The organism is Cronobacter sp. HA18006 (genome assembly GCF_011605445.1).
GTDB classification, from domain to species: domain Bacteria; phylum Pseudomonadota; class Gammaproteobacteria; order Enterobacterales; family Enterobacteriaceae; genus Cronobacter; species Cronobacter sakazakii.
In genome coordinates, this window is the sequence record NZ_JAANQB010000024.1 from 232583 (window position 1) to 252525 (window position 19943).

Annotated in this window: 13 protein-coding genes; 4 read left to right on the forward strand and 9 right to left on the reverse strand. The window is 59.5% G+C overall.

Going from position 1 to position 19943, the window contains the following annotated elements; all coding sequences use genetic code 11:
• Position 1: 1 nt before the first annotated feature.
• Positions 2–4951 carry an alpha-2-macroglobulin gene (locus G9X48_RS19115; protein WP_097647957.1) on the reverse strand — a complete coding sequence of 1650 codons (4950 nt, stop codon included), beginning with the start codon at positions 4949–4951 and terminating at the stop codon, positions 2–4.
• A gap of 322 nt (positions 4952–5273) precedes the next feature.
• On the opposite strand from G9X48_RS19115, the gene G9X48_RS19120 reads away from it, so the two are divergent.
• The 4 genes from G9X48_RS19120 (at position 5274) to G9X48_RS19135 (ending at position 9909) form a co-directional block, all read left to right on the forward strand.
• Positions 5274–6818 (forward strand): PTS transporter subunit EIIC, encoded by a 1545-nt coding sequence (locus tag G9X48_RS19120; RefSeq protein ID WP_097641700.1) that lies wholly within the window; start codon positions 5274–5276, stop codon positions 6816–6818.
• A gap of 12 nt (positions 6819–6830) precedes the next feature.
• Positions 6831–8195 carry a 6-phospho-alpha-glucosidase gene (locus G9X48_RS19125; RefSeq protein ID WP_004385934.1) on the forward strand — a complete coding sequence of 455 codons (1365 nt, stop codon included), beginning with the start codon at positions 6831–6833 and terminating at the stop codon, positions 8193–8195.
• Between the two features lie 92 nt (positions 8196–8287).
• The gene (sseA, locus tag G9X48_RS19130) at positions 8288–9136 is read left to right on the forward strand and encodes a 3-mercaptopyruvate sulfurtransferase (protein ID WP_007870012.1); all 849 of its coding nucleotides are present in this window, start codon (positions 8288–8290) and stop codon (positions 9134–9136) included.
• Positions 9136–9909, forward strand: coding sequence for a MurR/RpiR family transcriptional regulator (locus G9X48_RS19135; RefSeq protein WP_097641699.1), 774 nt, complete (start codon positions 9136–9138; stop codon positions 9907–9909). Before sseA ends, G9X48_RS19135 begins: the two co-directional genes overlap by 1 nt.
• A gap of 29 nt (positions 9910–9938) precedes the next feature.
• Here G9X48_RS19135 and G9X48_RS19140 read toward each other — a convergent pair whose 3' ends face one another.
• From G9X48_RS19140 to hscB, 8 genes are all read right to left on the reverse strand, one after another.
• Positions 9939–12065 (reverse strand): M48 family metallopeptidase, encoded by a 2127-nt coding sequence (locus G9X48_RS19140; RefSeq protein ID WP_097641698.1) that lies wholly within the window; start codon positions 12063–12065, stop codon positions 9939–9941.
• 112 nt (positions 12066–12177) lie between these two features.
• Entirely contained in the window at positions 12178–14286 is a 2109-nt protein-coding gene (locus G9X48_RS19145) for a M48 family metallopeptidase (protein ID WP_097641697.1), read from the reverse strand.
• 209 nt (positions 14287–14495) lie between these two features.
• Positions 14496–15293 carry an enhanced serine sensitivity protein SseB gene (gene sseB, locus G9X48_RS19150; protein ID WP_012124041.1) on the reverse strand — a complete coding sequence of 266 codons (798 nt, stop codon included), beginning with the start codon at positions 15291–15293 and terminating at the stop codon, positions 14496–14498.
• 318 nt (positions 15294–15611) lie between these two features.
• Positions 15612–16898 carry an aminopeptidase PepB gene (gene pepB, locus G9X48_RS19155; RefSeq protein WP_097641696.1) on the reverse strand — a complete coding sequence of 429 codons (1287 nt, stop codon included), beginning with the start codon at positions 16896–16898 and terminating at the stop codon, positions 15612–15614.
• Between the two features lie 63 nt (positions 16899–16961).
• Positions 16962–17162 carry a Fe-S cluster assembly protein IscX gene (iscX, locus tag G9X48_RS19160; protein WP_004385929.1) on the reverse strand — a complete coding sequence of 67 codons (201 nt, stop codon included), beginning with the start codon at positions 17160–17162 and terminating at the stop codon, positions 16962–16964.
• Position 17163: 1 nt separating this feature from the next.
• Positions 17164–17499 carry an ISC system 2Fe-2S type ferredoxin gene (fdx, locus tag G9X48_RS19165; protein WP_004385928.1) on the reverse strand — a complete coding sequence of 112 codons (336 nt, stop codon included), beginning with the start codon at positions 17497–17499 and terminating at the stop codon, positions 17164–17166.
• 2 nt (positions 17500–17501) lie between these two features.
• Positions 17502–19352 carry a Fe-S protein assembly chaperone HscA gene (gene hscA, locus G9X48_RS19170; RefSeq protein ID WP_097641695.1) on the reverse strand — a complete coding sequence of 617 codons (1851 nt, stop codon included), beginning with the start codon at positions 19350–19352 and terminating at the stop codon, positions 17502–17504.
• Positions 19353–19367: 15 nt separating this feature from the next.
• Complete coding sequence (gene hscB, locus G9X48_RS19175; protein WP_097641694.1) at positions 19368–19883, reverse strand: co-chaperone HscB; 516 nt, start codon at positions 19881–19883, stop codon at positions 19368–19370.
• Between the last annotated feature and the right edge of the window lie 60 nt (positions 19884–19943).

Sequence of the window (19943 nt, forward strand, 5' to 3'; positions counted from 1 at the left end):
GTCAGGGGTTGATGGTCAGCGCAGGGATAGTCGCACCGGTCGAACGCCACTGCGGCACATACATCGACTCCACCTGCGGCGCGGGCACTTTATAGGTGCCCGGCGTCACGGCGCGCGCCATGTAGACCAGCGTGGCGTTAACGCCTTCGTTCACCGGCAGCGCCGCGACGAAGCGGTCGTCACGAAACTCCATATGCTGAATATCCATCTGCTGCATCCGGTTGATGAGATCGCTCGCCTCACCCGCGCTACTCAGACTGGCGCTGGCGTTCGCCAGGTTCTGGTTCTCAAGCTCCAGCCCGGCCGGGAGAAGATCGACCACCAGCGCGTCAGGCACCGTTTTGCTGGCTGAAACTTCAAGCCACACCAGCACCAGCTCGCCGCTCTTGAGATTTGAGAGCGAAATCGACTCGCCTTTGCTGTTGAGGTAGTGACGCTCAATATGCAACACGTTGCTTGACGGCTGCGGCGCAACGTCCGGGTACCCCTGGCTGTCAAGACGCAGCCAGAGCGGGGTCTGGGCCGTGTTAGTCACCTGCAATGCGCCAAGCTGATCGGCGTTGAGCGTCACGCTCTGCGCTTTGTCGCCGCTCATGAACTGGCCTTGCAGCGTGGTTTGCGCCTGCCAGTTCCCCGGCTGGTTTACCAGATTGCGGCCTGCCAGGAACAGCGCGTTGCTTTCCTGGGTGGAGAGCCAGCGCTTGCCATACGCTTCATCAGAGAGCGCGTTAAGCAGCGAGCTCTGCGTGTCAGCCTGCAGGTTATATTCCTGCAGCAGGCTCAACTTGAGCGCATCGTCACGCAGATCGCTGCCGTAGTCGCCAATCCAGACGTCGTTATGCGGCCGCTCGGTTTTAAGGCCCAGATCCAGCGCGGCCTTACTGCGCGGCGCGTCACCCATCAGTTTCAGCGCCACGCCAAGCTGCACCAGCGGCAGACCGCCGCCCGCTTGCGCACGATGCTCCCAGAGATCGCGCAGCGCGCCGAGCGGTGCTTTCTGCTGACGAGCCAGCACTAGGCCCGCATAGGCCTGCACCGCAAAGCGCGAGGCCGCGTTATTTTCGCTGTAGCGCAGCGCGATGGTGGCCGGATCCTGGAGATAACGCAGCAGACGCGCGTTAGCTTTATTTAAAGCGTCAGCCGGCACGCTGTAGCCCTGTTCGCCCGCGCGTACCAGGAAATCGGTCACATAGGCCGTCGCCCAGTACTCTTCCGGGCTTTCTTTATCCCACAACCCGAAACCGCCCTCTTCACGCTGCATCTCCAGCAGGCGGGCAATGCCGATATCCACCGCCGCGCGGCGCTGTTCATCGGTGTCGCCTTTGATGCCGAGCGCTTTAAGCTGCGCGGCATTGGTGTAGAGCGACGGGAACAGGCCGCTGGTAGTCTGCTCAAGGCAGCCATACGGATACGCGCGCAACTCTTCAATGTAGCGGGCGATGTTCAGCGGCGGACGACCGCTTAACAGCAATCGGCCTTCCAGCGTGGAGGCGTTAAGCCCCTGCAGATGCGTGGCCGGTACGGTCCAGATTTCACCTGCGCGCAGCATCGCACCGCTGTTGATAGTCTGTGCCGGATACGCCGGACGCACGCCGATTTTCCACTCGCGGTTAATCGGCGCGAAACGCTCGCCCGGCAGTGAAAGCCCGGTGATCTGCGCCTGTACCGCGCCATCGCCAAACCCGTTGCTGGCGGCGACCGGCACGAACAGCGTTGTGCGCCCGCCCGCTTTCAGGTTCACCTGCTGGCTCGACTGCGCATCAAGGCTCACCAGCCCGCTGGCGCTAAAGGTGACGTTAAGCTGCTGCGGCTGTTCGGTCAGATTCGTGACATCCAGCGCCAGGCGCGAAGTATCGCCGCCCGCGAGGAAGCGCGGCGTGCTCATCTCGGCAATCACCGGTGCTGCCACGATCACTTTGCTTTCGCCGCTGCCGAAGCGGTCATCGCTCCAGGCCTGCGCCATCACGCGCAGTTCGCCGTTAAAGTCACCGACGGGCAGCGTAATTGTGCCTTCACCCTGGTCGTTTAACTGCACCGGCACCGCCTGTTCAGCGATGATAGTGACATGGTTGACCGGCGGTTTGCCGCCGCGGTTCAGCTCATCGCCGTCGCCACCAAAGCGCAGCGCCGCCAGACGGCCCTGTCCTTCAATGACCTGGCCGTAGATATCATAGATATCCGCGCCATAGCGTTTCTTACCAAAGAAGCCGCGCCACGGATCCGGCGTGACGTAGTCGGTGATGTTAAGCACGCCGCTGTCCACGGCGGAAACCAACACGTTGATCTGCTTCGGCAGCTCGCCGTTTTTCACGCTGGCTTTCACTTTCACCGACAGCGTGCTGTCCGGGCGCATCTTCGCGGGGGTTTCCAGCGACAAATTCAGGCGACGGTTTTCATCGCCCATCGGCAGATGCAGCAGGCCGACCGCGCGTTTTTGCGTCGCGGAGCGGGATTTATCGCCAGGGCGCACCACCAGCGTGCTGAGATAAAGATCGTGACGCTTCCAGGCTTTATCCACCGGAATATCCAGATCGAGGCCTTTCTCCGGCACGTCGATCTCCTGCCACCACAGCGGGCCTTCAGAGGATTCCACCATTGCATAGCCTTTGCCTGCGGCTGGCGCGGCGATATGCAGCTTGATGGTGTCGCCTGGCTGATAGAACGGCTTATCAATTTTCAGCGTCACACGGTCCGGGCGCGGCGCGCTGGCACCGTCGTTGTTATCCTGCCAGCTGTAACCGGCCCAGAAGCGCACACTGCTAACGAGATCGTCAGGCGAGACGACTTCCAGGCGATAGGAACCCCACTCCACCGGGAAGCTGACTTTGCCGGTTTCACCCGCCGCCAGATCGATAGTCTGCTCGGCTTCCACCAGATCTTTCTGATCGAACTGCGACAGCCAGCCTTCAGAATCTGACCAGTTCCAGTAATAGTCGCGGCGCTCGCGCACCAGGCGCACTTTGAGGCCTTTGACCGCGACTTTTTCACCCTGCGCGTTGGCATAGACGATATCGAAACCGGCATTGCCGTTTTCATCGACCATCGGCTGACTGACGGTATCGTCGGTACGGTAGTCGTAAACCGCTTTTTCACCAAACTGCGGGCGAATGCCCACCAGCGCGTCGGCAGGCCAGATGGCCTGTTCAACGCGGCGCGTCACCGGGCGACCGCCCGATTCCAGCAGGCTCGCCTGCAAAATCAGACGCAGCGGCGAGCGCACATCCTGCCACTGGCTTTCAGCAGCGACCTGCGCGACACCCGCGTCGTCAAGATTAAGCTGCACTTCATCCAGGCTGCGGGAGAGGTTTTCTTCCGCGATATTGCCGAACTGGAAGCCCGGCAGTTGCGCCACCGCGTCACGCAGCGGACGCAGATAGAGCTGCCCCTGCAGGCTGTTGCCCGCGGCAGGTGCGCCGTAGAGGTAATGACCTTCAATACCGAAATTAACGGTATCAGAAGGTGCCAGCGGCGTTTTCTGCACGTTGAGGTTGAGCGCCATCCGCTCCGGCATAAAGTCTTCTACATGGAAGAGCCAGTTACGGTTCTGGTTGTCGCCGGTATTGGCGCGGATCACCCATTGGCCGGTGGCGGCCTGAGCATCCAGTTTCCAGGTCAGTTGATAAAGCCCGTTATTCGGCTCCACCACCTGCGTGCGCGCCACCTGGCCATCCGGGCGCACCACTTCAAATTTCACCGGCTGCGCCGTCAGCGGCTTGCCATCGCTGTCGCGCAGCAGGCCATTAACGATCACCGTCTCACCCGGGCGGTAAAGATCGCGCGGGCCAAACATAAAGAACTGTTTGCTGTAGCCGCGATCGCCATCGATATCAAACTCGGCGAGATCCAGCGCCGGCAGGTTGAGATCGAGCATCGTGGTCTGCTCGCCCATACGGGCCAGCACCAGCGCCGCCTCTTTCGGGTTTTCCAGACGCACGTGACCGGTGCTGTCGCTGGTCGCTTGCGCCAGCGTCTGCCCTTTGTCATTCAGCAGACGGACTTCCACGCCGCTTTGCGCCGCGCCGTTCTCCAGGCTCTGGGTGAAGATATCCATGCGGTCGTGGTAGCGGTGCAGCGAAAGACCGACATCGCTCAGCGTAAAGAGCGTCGCGGCGTTGCTGTAGTTGTAGTGCCCCGCCTGGTTCATTACCGCCAGATAGACGCCCGGCTGTTGCAGCGGCTTGATGTCGCTTAACGGCAGCAGCAGTTTTTCGCGCGTATTGCGGGCCGGGTTGAGATCAAAACGCCCGGTATAGACCAAATCCGCCATTTTCAGCAGCTGGTCTGATTCCCAGTTACTGAGTGAATTACGGTACTCCCACTGGCTCACCATCGCCGCCAGCGATTCCGGTTTCACGCGATAGAAGTTAACGTCGACGCTTGAGATATTGAGCGCCATCACCGGCAGCCCCTGCACGACTTTGGTCGGCAAAAGCGATCCACGGCTCGCGAAGCCGACGCTCGGCGCGATATCGCGCGTGGTCAGGGTTTTCTCATACGCTATGCCGAAAGTGGCTTTATTCAGCGCCAGCAGTTCGCGATCGACGCTCAGCACCAGTTCACGGTTCGGCTCCAGATGGCGCAGGCGAAGCTCTTTTAAATTCGGTGCAAGCTCCCACGCACCGTCCACCTTGCCGTCTTTCTTATCGACAAGATGCACCACGCGGCCAAAATCCTGGTTGGGATCGAGCGGCACCGAGAAGGTGAGCACCAGCGTACTGGCACCATCAAGCTGAACCTCGGAGGCGTCCAGTAATTTGAGCGGTTTGCCAGCACTTTGCTGCGCCAGTTTTTGCAGGTCCGCCGCCTGGGGCTTTGCCTGGGGCGCCGGAGCGCTACTCTGGGCCGCAGGCGCGGTGGAATCGGCGGAAGCACTCTCCTTGTCGTCGCACCCGCCGAGAGTGAAAGACGCCAGTAACGCTGTCGCGATGACAGCCAGACGCAATGATTTCATAGTTTTCCCTGGCCGTAGTGGCCGTCGGTTGCCGGTAACGGCGGCTATTATGCTTAAAAGCTGTGACAAAAAAAAACCACCAAAAATAAATAGCGGAAGATGCTTTGCAAATTCCTTGCAACGGCCTGCAAAACGCTAACTTTCTCTCCACTTCCCGCCGATGTTACCGCGATCACAGTGCATAACGTTACATGTTACCTTTAGAGTTATTTGTTTTTAAAACAATTAGATAACTGGATTTTGAAGGCAGCGGGTTGCTACCTTTGAGCGGTGCCTCTGCACATCAGGTGGTTTAGCCAGACGATAAAAAAGAGAGAGCTAAATGAGATACGCCGTAAACGCCCTACAAAACTTTGGCAAGTCCCTTTACGGACCGGTATTAATCCTGCCGATTGTCGGCCTGTTTATCGCCTTCGGCAACGTACTCGGCAACGGCAGCCTGGCGGGTTATTTGCCGTTTCTCGGCCATCCGGCGCTGCAGCACACCGGGCAGCTTATCGCTAAATCGGCGGTCTCGGTGCTGGCGAACCTGGCGCTGGTCTTCGCCGTCGGCATTCCCATCGGCCTTGCGGCGCGCGACAAAGGCTACGCGGCGCTGACAGGGCTGGTGACGTTTATTGTTTTTATCAACGCCATGAATGTGACGTTACAGCTACAGGGCGAACTGGCACCGGCCGAACAGATGCGCGCGGCAGGGCAAAGCATGGTGCTTGGCGTGCAGGTGCTGGAGATGGGCGTATTTGCGGGCATTCTGACCGGCGCGCTCTCCGGCTGGCTCTATAACCGCTACTCCGGGGTCCAGTTCTCGGGTGCGATGGCGATTTACTCCGGCCACTGCTTTGTCGCCATCATTATGCTGCCCGTCTCGATGGTATTGGGCGTAGTGATGAGTGAGATCTGGCCCTTCGCCCAGCACGGCATCAGCGCGATGGCGCTGGCGATTAAAGGCGCTGGTGCACTCGGCGTGGCGGTGTATGGCTTCCTGGAGCGCATTCTGGTGCCGACAGGCCTGCATCACCTTGTCTATACGCCGTTTCTCTATACCGAACTCGGCGGCACCCAGGACGTCTGCGGGACGGTCTACCAGGGCGCGCGCAATATCTATTTTGCCGAAATGGCCTGCCCTTCCGTCACGCAGTTAAGCCCAACCGTGGTCTGGGACGCGCGCGGCATCAGCAAAATGTTCGGCCTGCCCGCGGCGGCGCTGGCGATGTATATGACGGCCAAACCAGAGCGCAGGGCCGCCGCCAAAGCGATTCTGATCCCGGCGGCGCTGACGTCACTTCTGGTAGGCGTCACCGAGCCTATCGAATTTTCATTCCTGTTTATCGCCCCGCTGCTGTTTGTGGTGCACGCGGTGCTGACCGGCATCGGCATGATGCTGTTTTATCTGCTGGACGTTCACGCCATCGGCGCTAACGGCATTATCGATTTCATTCTCTACAACCTGCCGCTCGGCACGACGAAATCGAACTGGCCGATGTATCTGCTGGTGGGGCTGATTATGGCGGTGCTCTACTTCACCGTGTTCCGCTTCCTGATCCTGCGCTTCAACATGAAAACGCCGGGCCGCGAGGACGACGACCAGGAGACGCGCCTCTACAGCAAACAGGAATACCAGGCGAAAGGCACGAACGACGGTCTGGGCGAGGCGATTATCGAAGGGCTGGGCGGTCGGGCCAACATCGAAGTGGTGGATAACTGTTACACCCGTCTGCGCGTCACGGTGCGCGACGTGGCCACTATCGATGAGCCGCGTCTGAAAGCGACCGGCGCGAAAGCGGTGATTAAACAAGGTAATAACGTTCAGGTGGTCTACGGACTGCATGTGAAAAAAATGCGTGAAGCCGTTGAAATGTTTCTTTGACAGGAGCTGATGATGTTGAAACCTCCCTTTATTCTTGCTATCGCCGGCGGCGGCAGCACCTATACGCCGGGTATTGTGAAAAGCCTGATGGTGCGCTTAAGCGATTTCCCGCTTGCCGAAATTCGTCTCTATGACATCGACAGCGCGCGTCAGGAGACGATCGCGCCGGTGGTGGAGAAAGTGATCCGCGATCACAGCCAGACCATTAAATTCACTACCACCAGCGACCCGGAAGTGGCGTTCAGCGGCGCGCATTTTGTCTTCGCCCAGATGCGCGTCGGCCAGTACAAAATGCGCGAGCAGGATGAAAAAATCCCGTTGCGTCACGGCGTGGTGGGCCAGGAAACCTGCGGACCTGGCGGGCTGGCTTACGGCCTGCGCACCATTCTGCCGATGGTCGAACTTATCGATATGGTGGAACGCTACGCCGACAGCAAGGCCTGGATTGTGAACTACTCCAACCCGGCGGCGATTGTGGCGGAAGGTGTGCGACGCCTGCGCCCCACCGCCCGCGTGCTCAATATCTGCGATATGCCGGTGGCGGCGATGCGCAACATGGGCGCTATTCTCGGGGTCGACCGCCATAAGCTTGAAGTGGATTACTTCGGCCTGAACCATTTCGGCTGGTTCACCCGCGTGCTGGTGGATGGTGAAGATCAACTGCCCGCGCTGCGCCGCCATATCGCGAAATTCGGCCTGCTGACCGAAGACGCGGCGCAGACCGATCCGCAGCACTCCGATCCGTCATGGGTGAAAACCTGGCGCAATATTAAGCCGATCATGGATCACTTCCCGGATTATCTGCCGAACCCGTATTTACAGTATTACCTGATGCCAAACGACATCGTCGAGCATCAGAACCCGGATTACACCCGCGCCAATGAAGTGATGGACGGGCGCGAGAAAAAACTGTTCGCGGCGGCGGAAGAGTACAAGCGCACCGGTATCCTGCCGGATGCGTTCCACGTAGGCGTTCACGGCGCGTTTATTGTTGATGTCGCCTGCTCGCTGGCGTTCGATTTACGCCAGCGGCATCTGGTGATTGTCGAAAACAAAGGCGCTATCGCCAATCTGCCTTACGACGCGATGGTGGAAGTGCCGGCGTATATCACCGCCGCCGGGCCGGAGCCGGTGCGTATGGGCGCGGTGCCGCTGTTCCACCAGACGCTGCTGATGCAGCAGCTCGCCTCCGAGCAACTGCTGGTAGAAGCCACACTGGAAGGCAGTTACGAAAAAGCGCTGCAGGCGTTTACACTTAACCGTACTGTCCCCACGATGCAGCACGCCAAAGCGATCCTTGATGACATGATTGAGGCGAACCGCGACTACTGGCCGGCGCTGCAAAAAGCCTGGGTGAACGGAGAAGCGGCGTCATAACCGGAGCCTGCTCGCGACATCAATAATGATGGCTTGTGGTGAGGTGAAAAAGCGCTGACAATCCGTTTCTCAGCGATGACACGGAGAACGCCATGTCCACATCCTTTTTTGTCGCGAGCCACTGGCTTGCAGAGCATATCGACGACCCGGAAATTCAGATCCTCGACGCCCGTATGGCCCCTGCGGGCCAGGAGCACCTGCGCAATATGGCGCAAGAGTATCGCGCGGGCCATCTTCCCGGCGCGCGCTTTTTCGATATCGAAGCGCTGTCCGATCACTCTACCCCCCTGCCCCATATGATGCCGCGCCCGGAAGCGTTCGCGGTCGCGATGCGTGAACTGGGCGTCAGCCACGACAAACATCTCATTGTCTATGACGAAGGCAACCTTTTCTCAGCGCCGCGCGCCTGGTGGATGCTGCGCGCCTTCGGCGTACAGAATGTGTCAATTCTGGCGGGCGGCCTTGCCGAATGGCAGCGCGACGGTTTTCCGCTGGAAGAAGGTATGGTCGACGCGCCCGAAGGCGACTTTGAAGCCAAATTTGACGACGGGCTGGTGAAACGCCTGACGGATGTCTTACTGGCAAGCCACGAGAAAACCGCACAGCTCGTTGATGCCCGCCCGGCGGCGCGCTTTAACGCCGAAGCCGATGAACCACGACCGGGCCTGCGGCGCGGCCATATTCCCGGCGCGCTGAACGTACCGTGGACGGATCTGGTCGTTAAAGGCCAGTTGAAAACCACCGACGAACTGCGCGAGATATTCGCGGACCAGGGCGTGGATCTGCATCGCCCGATTATCGCCAGCTGCGGCTCCGGCGTGACGGCGGCCGTCGTGATGCTCGCCCTCGCCACTCTTGAGGCCAGCGATGTGAAGCTCTATGACGGCTCCTGGAGTGAATGGGGCGCGCGCGACGATCTGCCCATCGAACCGGCGTCGTAATGGATAACCGCCTGACGCCGCTGCTGATGCGCGGCGAGTCGCTGACCCGCGCCGAGTACCGCGTGCTTTCCCACCTGACGGCGCATCCGCTGCGGGTGGGGAATATCACGGTACGCGAACTGGCGCAGGAGACGTTTGTCTCCACCGCCACCATCATGCGGCTGTGTCATAAGCTTGGCTTCAGCGGTTACAGCGAACTTATCTGGCACTGTAAGCAACTGCTCACTGACACGCCTCATCTCGCCATTGAATCCGACGCCGCGCCCGACGTTCTGCCCGCCCTGTTTAACCGCTTTGTCGACAATTATCAGCAGACCTTTCGCTGGGTGACGCCCGAAAAGATCGCCGCGTTCAGCGAACTGCTGCGGGAAAAAGAGCGTTTTTTTCTCTACGGCGCGGGGTTTTCGTATCTCTTCGCGGAATATCTGACCAAAAAGTTACAGGTGCTCGGCAAGACGGCCTTTATCTCCGGCCCTGGTGACAGCCGTAATATTTTTCTCAGCAACGCGGCGCGGTATGAAGTGTTTATTGCCGTCTCGCGCAGCGGCGAAACGGAACAGGTGCTCCACAAAGCGCGTATCGCCCGTAATGTCGGCATGGAGGTGGTGGCATTTACCCGCGCGTCGCCAAATCCGCTGGCGGCGCTGTCCGGGCTGCATTTTCCACTCTATGACGAGGCAATCCATTTCGCCGCCGAAGCGGCGGGGATCACCTCGTTTGAATCCAATCTGGTAATGCTTATCGACCTGCTGCTGTTACAGGCGCAGGCGTAACGGCGCGGCCAGCAGGCCGCGCCGCTTCCTTACGAGAAACGCGACAGCGCGTCGCGCGCGTGGATAGCGTTAAGGTTACGCACCAGCAGCTCCACCAGCATGTCGGCGGAGTACGCCTTACGGCTCTCTCCCTCGCGAAGCCCGCCGATAAACACGAACGCCAGCTTACGTTTACCGCGCTTCACGCGGGTGAAGTTTTTCCAGCGGCCGCCGACGGCGCGCGGCGGCTCAAACCCTTCGCGATAAATCAGCGTCACGGTGGTGGTATCGTTGGCGGTTTGCACCGAGAAATCTTCAATGGCGCTGAGCGGAATTCCCGCGGTGAACTGACGGCAGTGCAGCGAATCGGGCGTCATCGTCAGGAACGGGATCTCGCGCTTCTGCCATTGCTGCCAGAGCACGTAACAGGTCAGTAAGCCCAGCAACCCCGTGCCAATCGCGATGGCGACGATTTTACCGTCGGCAATGCCCTGAATATTAAACGGATCAACGATTTTCAGCATGGCAACCGTCGCGACAAATAGCACCACCGCCAGAATACCGCCGACGAAAAAGACTTTTTTGCCGGAGTAGAGCGTGACGGTCTCGCCAGACTGCTGCACCACCTCTTCCAGCTCGCGGCGAAACTCTTCGCGATGCTCCGCGGCTTTCCCGGCGAGCTCGCCAGTCATTTTGCCGGAGAGCGCTTCTGGCTGTGCGAACCACAGGCGCAGGTTTTCCCACGGGTCCTGCGGCACCGCGCGGGTGGCGTGCTGAATCAGCGTGTCGTCGATGGCGCAACCGAGCGCTTCGATACGCGCGCGTGACGGCGGGTGGCTGTCGGTCGGGTGCGCGGCTTTGTGCTCCAGATAAGCCTGGATATCGCCAAAGCCCTCTTCGCGCAGGCGAGTCACCAGCGCGGCCACCAGATCCTCAAAGCCCGGTTTGCCGTTAAAGAAATCGTCGAGCGTGTTGCTCAGCGGCTCACTGACGGCAGAAATACGCAACAGCGACGATGCCAGCGCCTGCGGGGAGCTGGCGCGCGCGCCCATCTCATCGGCGGCGTGCTCGCGGATGCGGCTCCAGTGGCTCACCGTTTCATGCAGTTGCTCTATAAAATAGACGCCCATATAAAGCGACGGATAAAGCACCACGTGATCGATAAACGGCGCGCTCTGCTGGTTTTGCGCCATGGTATTGATGCTGTTGGTAATGCCCGCGTACAGCGGCGCGAAGCGCAGGCTGTACTGTGTATCCTGGCCTGCGAAGTGGCCCAGTTCGTGACCGATAACCGCGCAGGTTTCGTCTTTATCAAGCAGCGCCGCCCAGGTGAGCGGAAAATAGAGCGTCTGACCGGTTAACAGCGGGCCGTCTTCCAGCTGCACGCTGTTGGCGGTGACGTAAAAGCCTTCCAGCATACCGACCACGATGTTATCCGGCATCATCGCCCCGGTTTTCTGCGACAGCGCTTCCACCATGCGCCAGAGCGCGGGCGCCTGTTCGCGGGTCAGGTTATAGCCCACCACTTCATTTGGCTCCGGCTGGAACAGCGCGAAGCAGCGGCGGATGCTGCCGAGGCTTTTATAAAGCACCCAGAGAATACCGAACAGGATCACCAGCGCGAACAGCATCACTTTGATGCCGCCGGCGTTCATTTTGTAATGCGTGGCGAACCAGAGCGTCTCATACCCGACGACCGCGAACAGCGCGAGGCCGCAGCAGACGATCTGCGACACCATCAGCCACGGCAGCAGTTTGCGGCACTTATCAAATGCCTGTACCAGCGCATCCTGCGACTGCTTTGCGATGGTCACGCTGCGCCGACACAACGCGATCGCTCCGGCGTTCAGCACCATGCACAGCAGCGCCAGCCCGACGGCGAAAGAGGCCAGCCCGCTCTGGGTGCGCGCCAGCATGATTTGGCCCGCGTATTCGTTCTGAACGCTCCGTTCGCTCTCAATCACTTCTGTCGCGGGAACGCGATAGTTTTTCCCGTCGCTGGTGAATTCAATGATTGCTTTCGGATCCTGTTTCAGCGCGTCGCTCGCCGTCTGAATCAGGCTGTTTGAGCTGTCGACGCTCTCCAGAATGTCGCTGACGCGCCAGTGCTGCCAGACGGCATAGCAGGCCACCAGCAGCGGCACCAGAAAAAGATAAGCGAGATGCTTCCTGTTCATCGTTACGTCGTTTCCTTGTTAATCCATAGACGGCAGGGACACGCCCCGCGGTTAAACGCGTCTGTCTGATAACAGACGCCTCCTCCCACAGCCCTCTGACGGGGCCGATGGGTTACTGCATCGTATCGAGCTGCGCCTTTACATCAGGGGCATGGAAATACATTTCGATCATCTCCATCAGCGCCTCCTGTGAAACCGGGTTGTTGTCGGCGTCATACAGCTTGCCATCTGCATCCAGCAGCATCAGACGCTCTTTTTTATTCACGTAGCGGTAAGGCCGAAAGCGCGCGCCAGCCAGTGCAGGTGGCTGATAGCCCTCTTTATATTCAAGGCCTATCATCATTTCCTTTTTTGCTGCCATGAACAGATAACTGGTCAGCGCTGAAAATGGCACAGGTTCTTTTAATTCACGGAAAATCAAATGCTGTGGGGTTAAAACCAGCAATGGCGCTTTGCTTTCGCGCCAGAAACGCAGCACGCTCCTGACGCCAAGCCAGATGAAATACGCAAATATCAGCGTAATGATAAGCCCCGCCCATTCCCGCTTACCGGGCGGAAACTGCCACTCGCGATCGGCATGAAACGCCACAAGCATCGACACAAACGTCACGATGGTCAGCACGCCGCCGCGCGAAATACGGCGGCGGGAATAAATGACCTTCTCGCCAGAGACGGCCTGCACCACGGTTTGTAATTCATCGCGCCAGGCATTGCGTTGCTCAGCAACCCGGCCAGTCAGTGAGGCGGTCAGCGAACGCGCCAGCTCATCGGTGTTGGTGAACAATGCGTGCAAATGTTCGTAATTCTGCAGGCTTACCGGACGTGAAGCCTGAATCGCCGCCAGCTCGACCGAGCAGCCCAGCGCTTCAATGCGCGCACGGCACGACGGGTGGGAGTCATAAGGGTGCGATATTTCGTTTTCCAGATACTCGCGCGGGTCCGGCACGGGATGTCCGCTAAGATGCGTCAGCAGCGTTGCCGCCACATTATCGGTTTGCACCTGCGCCTGATAAACGGCCTCCAGATACGCATTCACCGGGCCGCTTAGCGCCACAATGCGCAACAGCGCTGAGGCAAGCGCCTCTGGCGAGCTGGCCTGCGCGCCCGCCTCGTCTGCAGCATGTTCGCGTCGCTGGCGCCACATCATGACCAGCCTGTGGAACTGCTCAAGAAAGTAATGCGCGCTGTACAGTGCCGTGCGTAACTCAACCCGTCCCACGTACGGTTTTTTCCCGTCATCAGGATCGAGCACGTCAAGGCTGCGGCTAAAGCCGTCATAAACCGGCAAAAACCGCTGGCTGAATTCAGTATCTTTACCCGAGAAGTGGCCCAGTTCATGGCCGATGACCGCTGTCATCTCCTCCGGGCTTAGCAACGCCGCCCAGGTAAGCGGAAAATAGAGCGTCTGTCCGGTAACCGTTTCGCCATTATCAAGCAGAAGCGGGTTTGCGGTGACGTAGAAATTGTCCGTCAGCCCCACGACGATATTATCCGGCACCACAGCGCCAGGGTCGCTGGCCAGTGCTTCTACTGCTTGCCAGAGCGCAGGCGCGTCGTGACGACTGAGTCGGTGTCCCATTATCGGCTTCGCCATCGGGCGGAAAAGCGCGAAGCATTTCACCATGACTTTCAATATGTGCCAGAACACCCAGAACACGACGCCTGCCATCATCAGAAGGTAAAGGCCTATCGTAAAAGCGTTGATGTTCGGCTTAAAAGTAACCGCAGCCCAGACGACTTCGTAAAAAATAATACTGAACTGATAAACCGCGCCGACCACCAGCTGCGCGGCCATAATAAAAGGCAGCAGGAGTCGGCACAGCCAGAAGGCGCGCAGTAACGCGCCCTGCGAACGCTGCCCCTGCGCCACGCAAAAGCGGCAAAGCGCTACGGTCGCGGCGTTAATCATCAGGCTGATAAAGGCGAAGAGCATCCCCCCGCGCGCCAGAAACAGCTCAACATCCGCCGCATCAATCCAGTCACGATTCTCCGCAAGGTATGCCTGCGCCCGCTCCTGCGCATCGATGGCGGGCATTTCCGTCTCCTGGCCATCGTGACGATACGTCAGCGTCGCGCGCGGCGACTTGCTCGCGGTTTCAACGACTTGCGTTTCATACTGCGCGCGCTCCAGCACATGGCTGACACGCCAGTGTTGCCAGGTGGCATAGCAAAACAGGATCAGTGGAATTAAAAAGAGGTAAACGACGCTCTTTTTATGCATGGTATGGCCCTTGTGCGATGAAAACAGAAACGGCGCCCGCCCATGAATTCAGGCAGCGAAAGCGTGGGTAAACGTAATGAGGGGCGCAGAAGGCCGAAAGCTTAACAAAGCGAGCCCGCTGGCGGGCCTACCAGAATTTGGCTTGCTACTGAAAACAAGGTGTTAACGAGAAAGAAAAACGCGGCATTGGGCGCCGCGTGAAGAGAGGTTCAGATAATGCGGTTTTGTTTGAAATCGCGAAGGAAGCTGCCCCAGCGGCGCTCGTAGAACGGGGTCAGGTGCGCCATCATAAAGTGGCTGATGCCCTTCTCGCCTTCCACCACCTGGCAGATATCCACCGGCTCGTCGCCCGGCAGGGTGTCGGTCGCCACGCTACCGGCGGCGTTAATCACCGGCTCGATGTCGCCGTCCGCCTCAATGCCGATAAGATAGTTCGCGGGCTCGTCGGCATGTTCTTTTAAAAGGCACAGATACGCGCGTTTTACCGTTTTCATCTCTTTGAATAGCACGGTCAATGATTCGATCATTTGCGCAGGCGGTTCAGCGACTTCGGAAAGCAGCAGCGACGCGCCGCCTTCCAGCACTTCCTGCTGGCTGAGCGCCGAGCCTTCCGGGCTTATCAGGTGGCGAATCTCATTGGGGGTGAACTCTTTGCCGGTTGGCAGTTTGGCGTTAAGGAACAGTGTTTCGCCGAGCGTCATTTCAAAGAGTGTGCGCACCGGCATCGCCACAAAGGCCTGTTCGCCCTCAACCGCCTGCTCAAGGGCGGCCGGTGAGCTGAAGAACGGAATCACCGACGTGCCGTCATCTTTTTCCCAGTGCTGAAGATCCACCGCGCTTTCAGCGACTACCGCTTCGCCATCCGCCGCTTCGCCTGGCACCCAGACGGTGGATTCCAGCAGCGTGCGGAAAAACGCCGGACGGAACGCAGGCTCCGCCGCGGCCTTTTCCAGCAGGGTTTCGAGTTCGTTTTTTTCTGCGTTGTTTTCGTTTTTCGTTTCGGACATAGCGTTTGTATTTGTCAGTAATGGGCGAGAGAAAAGCCTCTCGCCCCGGCCCTCGCCTGCCGGAGAGGGGGAACCTGGGCATCGCGCTAACAGGGATGTAAGGCAGATAAAGGCAGCGCAATCATCGCTTCACATTATTATCGCGTTGGTGGGTGCGCTTCGCTTACCCACCCTACAGAAATAAATCTTTGTTTCCAGGGGGTGAGGCTTCGTGCGTAGGGCGGGTAAGCAAAGCGCACCCGCCGTACAGGGTATGAGGCTTCGTGTGTAGGGCGGGTAAGCGAAGCGCACCCGCCACGCCCCTAACACGCCCCGCCGTTACTCGCCGGTCAGCAGATTCGCCAGCGTGCGCACGCCGATACCGGTCGCGCCCGCCGCCCACTGCTCCACCGCCGCTTTACGATACGTGGCAGAACAGTCGATATGCAGCCAGCCCTGCTGATAATTTTCCACAAAGTGCGACAGGAAACCGGCGGCCGTACTGGCCCCCGCCGGATACGCGCCGCCCGCCGTGTTGTTCAGCTCGGCGAAGTTCGACGGCAACTGGTTACGGTGGAACTCCGCCAGCGGCAGACGCCAGAAGGCTTCGTTTTCCGCCTGCGCGCTTTGCAGCAGACGGTTCGCCAGCGCGTCGTCAAAGCTGAACAGCGCATGGTAATCGTTGCCGAGCGCCGTTTTGGCCGCGCCGGTCAGCGTCGCGGCGTCGATAATCAGCGCCGGCTTCTGGGCGCTGGCGTCAATCAGCCCGTCCGCCAGCACCAGACGCCCTTCCGCGTCGGTGTTCATCACTTCCACGGTTTTGCCGTTGCGGTAGCGAATGATGTCGCCCAGACGGAAGGCGTTGCCGCTAATCATGTTATCCGCGCAGCAGAGGATAAGCTTCACGCGCTTGTTCAGGCCGCGCGTAATGGCGAACGCCAGCGAGCCGGTCACCAGCGCCGCGCCGCCCATATCGGATTTCATCGAATCCATAAACGCGGTCTGCTTAATGCTGTAACCACCGGAGTCAAACGTAATGCCTTTGCCGACGAGGCAGGCATAGACCGGCGCGTTCGCATCGCCCGTCGGGTTGAAATCGAGCGCCAGCAGCACCGGCGGGCGTTCAGAGCCGCGACCTACGGTATGCAGGCCCATGTAGTTCTGCTCGCGCAAATCTTCGCCTTTGGTGATGCGGTAGCTCACGCGCTCGCCGCCGACATCCGCCAGCAGATCCACGGCGCGCTGCGCCAGATGCTCCGGGCCCATCTCTTCCGCCGGGGCGTTGATGACATCGCGCACCCAGTCGATGACTTTCAGGCGGTTGTTCAGCTCTTTCTGCTGCGCGTCGTCAAGCGGCGCCCAGGTGACGGTGCGTTTGCCTTTCGGGCCGCGATAGCCCATCCAGAACGCCCAGCTTTTCTCCACATCCCAGCCATCGCCGGCAAGCTCAACGTGTTTAAGCCCCTGGCCGTCGATTTTGCGCCCGGCGCGTTGAATCAAACCGAGATCGTCTTTGCCCGTCAGGTGCAGCGCGATACCGTCCTGCGTAAAACTGTACAGTGCTTTTTCACCCCAGCGAGCATCGGCAGGCTCGTGGGAAAGGGTAATCTTCATGGCTTCGGTCATTTTATTTTCCTTATATCGCCTGATGCGCAACGAAAACGGGCCGCCTTCTGGCAGCCCGTTACGTTATTCTGCTTCGTCTAACCAGACCAGCAGTATAGCCTCTAAAATCTTTTCATTAGAGGCCTGTGGATCGTCATCGAACTCTTCGAGGTCGCAGATCCACTGGTGCATATCGGTAAAACGCACGGTTTTCGGGTCCACGTCCGGGCGGCTGTCATACAGCGCCTCGCCGATTTCGCGGCTGTCGGTCCATTTCAGTCCCATATTAATGCTCCCTGGCGTGGTTGATGGTGTAACGCGGCATCTCCACCACCAGATCTTCGTCGGTGACGCGCGCCTGGCAGCTCAGACGGCTTTCCGGCTCCAGACCCCACGCTTTATCCAGCATGTCGTCTTCATCTTCGGTGCTTTCCGGCAGCGAATCGAAACCTTCACGCACGATGCAGTGGCAGGTGGTGCAGGCGCACGATTTCTCACAGGCGTGTTCAATTTCAATGCCGTTGCGCAGCGCAACGTCAAGAATGGTTTCACCGCTTTGCGCTTCCAGTACTGCGCCATCAGGGCAAAGATCCTGATGAGGCAAAAAAACAATCTTAGGCATTATTAAACCTCGTCAACGGAGTGGCCTTTCAGCGCCTGACGGATGGATTCATCCATGCGGCGAGCGGCAAACTCCTGGGTCTGTTTATCTGTATTTTTTATGGCGTCTTCAATGGCGCTGGCGTCATTGCCTTCCGCGGCGGCGCGCAGTTGCGCCATCGCGTCATCAATGGCGGCGCGCTCGGCCGCGCTAAGCAGCGCACCGTCGCTTTTCAGCGCGCCGTCGAGGCTTTCCAGCACCCGCGCGGCTTCCACTTTTTGCTCGGCGAGCATGCGTGCCTGCACGTCCTGCTCGGCAAAGCTCATGGAGTCCTGAATCATGCTGGCGATTTCGCCGTCGGTCAGCCCGTAGGACGGTTTCACCTGAATAGACGCTTCAACGCCGGTGGATTTCTCCATCGCCGTCACGCTCAGCAGGCCATCGGCATCCACCTGGAAGGTGACGCGGATATGCGCGCCGCCTGCCGGCATCGCCGGGATGCCGCGCAGCGTAAAGCGCGCGAGCGATCGGCAATCCTGCACCAGCTCACGCTCGCCTTGCATAACGTGAATCGCCATCGCGGTCTGGCCATCTTTAAAGGTGGTGAATTCCTGCGCGCGAGCCACCGGGATCGTGGTATTGCGCGGAATGACTTTTTCTACCAGGCCACCCATGGTTTCAAGACCGAGCGACAGCGGGATAACGTCCAGCAGCAGCATTTCGCTGTCCGGCTTGTTGCCCACCAGAATATCGGCCTGGATAGCCGCGCCAATGGCGACCACGCGATCCGGGTCGATGGAGGTGAGCGGCGTGCGGCCAAAAAACTCGCCGACGCGCTCGCGCACCAGCGGCACGCGGGTCGAACCGCCGACCATCACCACTTCCAGCACGTCGCTTGCTTCCACGCCCGCGTCTTTCAGTGCGCGACGGCATGAGAGCAGCGTGCGCTTGACCAGCGGCGCGATAAGTTCATTGAACTGCTCGCGGGTGATGCTGCCCTGCCAGCCTGCCACATTCACCTGCGCGACATCGGCGTCGCTGAGCGCGATTTTCGCCGCTGTGGCGGCATCGAGCAGCTGACGCTGAATGCGGTTGTCGCTGCGATCGGCGATACCCGCCTGCTCGCGAATATAATCCGCCAGCAGATGGTCGAAGTCGTCGCCGCCGAGCGCGGAATCACCGCCTGTCGCCAGCACTTCAAACACGCCGCGGCTTAAACGCAGCACGGAGATATCAAAGGTGCCGCCGCCTAAATCGTAGACGGCGATAACGCCTTCCTGACCGGAATCGAGGCCGTAGGCGATCGCCGCCGCGGTCGGCTCATTCAGCAGGCGCAGTACATGCAGCCCGGCAAGACGCGCGGCGTCTTTGGTGCCCTGGCGCTGCGCATCGTCAAAATAGGCCGGAACGGTGATGACCACGCCGTCGAGATCGCCTGCCAGCGCTTCGCGCGCGCGTTCGGCGAGGGCTTTGAGAATATCGGCGGAGACGCGTACCGGGTTCAACAGCCCTGCCGGCGTATCAATCATCGGCAGACCGTTTTCGCTCGCGCGCAGCTGATACGGCAGATGCGGGTAGCGCGCCTGAATGTCGGTAAGGGAGCGGCCCATCAGGCGCTTCACGGAGCTGATGGTGTTTACCGGATCGTCCGCCGCCTGGGCGCGGGCGTCGTACCCGACGTTGTAGCCCTGTGCCTGGTAGTGCACCACGGACGGCAGCAGATGACGCCCCTGATGGTCTGCCAGCGTTTCCGGCTGGCCGCTGCGAACCGTCGCAACCAGCGAATGCGTGGTGCCAAGATCGATGCCCGCCGCCAGTCTGCGCTGGTGTGGCGCGCTACTCATGCCGGGCTCACTGATTTGTAATAAGGCCATGTTGAGCTTCCAGAATTAAAAATCGAGCCACTTTTCTTCGAGTTGTTCTGACTGGCTTAACAGCTTGTCGAGAAAACGCAGCTTGCGTACCGTATCGGCCGCCTGCGCCCACGCGCCGTCGTCCAGCTCCGTGACCATATGCTGGTGGCGTTCCTGATACATTGCTTTGACGTTACGGACGAAGGCTTCGAGGCGGTCGGCGTCTTTGGCCTGCTCAATCTCATCCAGCGCTTCGCGAAGCTCCAGTTGCTCCATCAGAAACGCGGTATCGCGCACGGTGTGCTGTTCATTCGCCAGATCAAAGCCGTGCAGAGAGAGCAGATATTCCGCGCGCGTCAGCGGATGGCGCAGCGTTTGCCATGCCTGATTGATAGTGGCGGATTGCGAGAGCGCCGCCAGTTGTTCGGCCTGTGAGCGGCTGGCGTATTTATCGGGATGATACTGACGTTGCAGATCCTGGTAACGAGCCGCCAGTTGGGCACTGTCCAGCACATAACGGGCCTGCAGCCCAAAGAGGGTGAAGTAATCCATAACAGTCTCGGGGTCAGTCAACGTGATAAAGCAAATACCCCGCCTGCGGCTGGCGCAGAC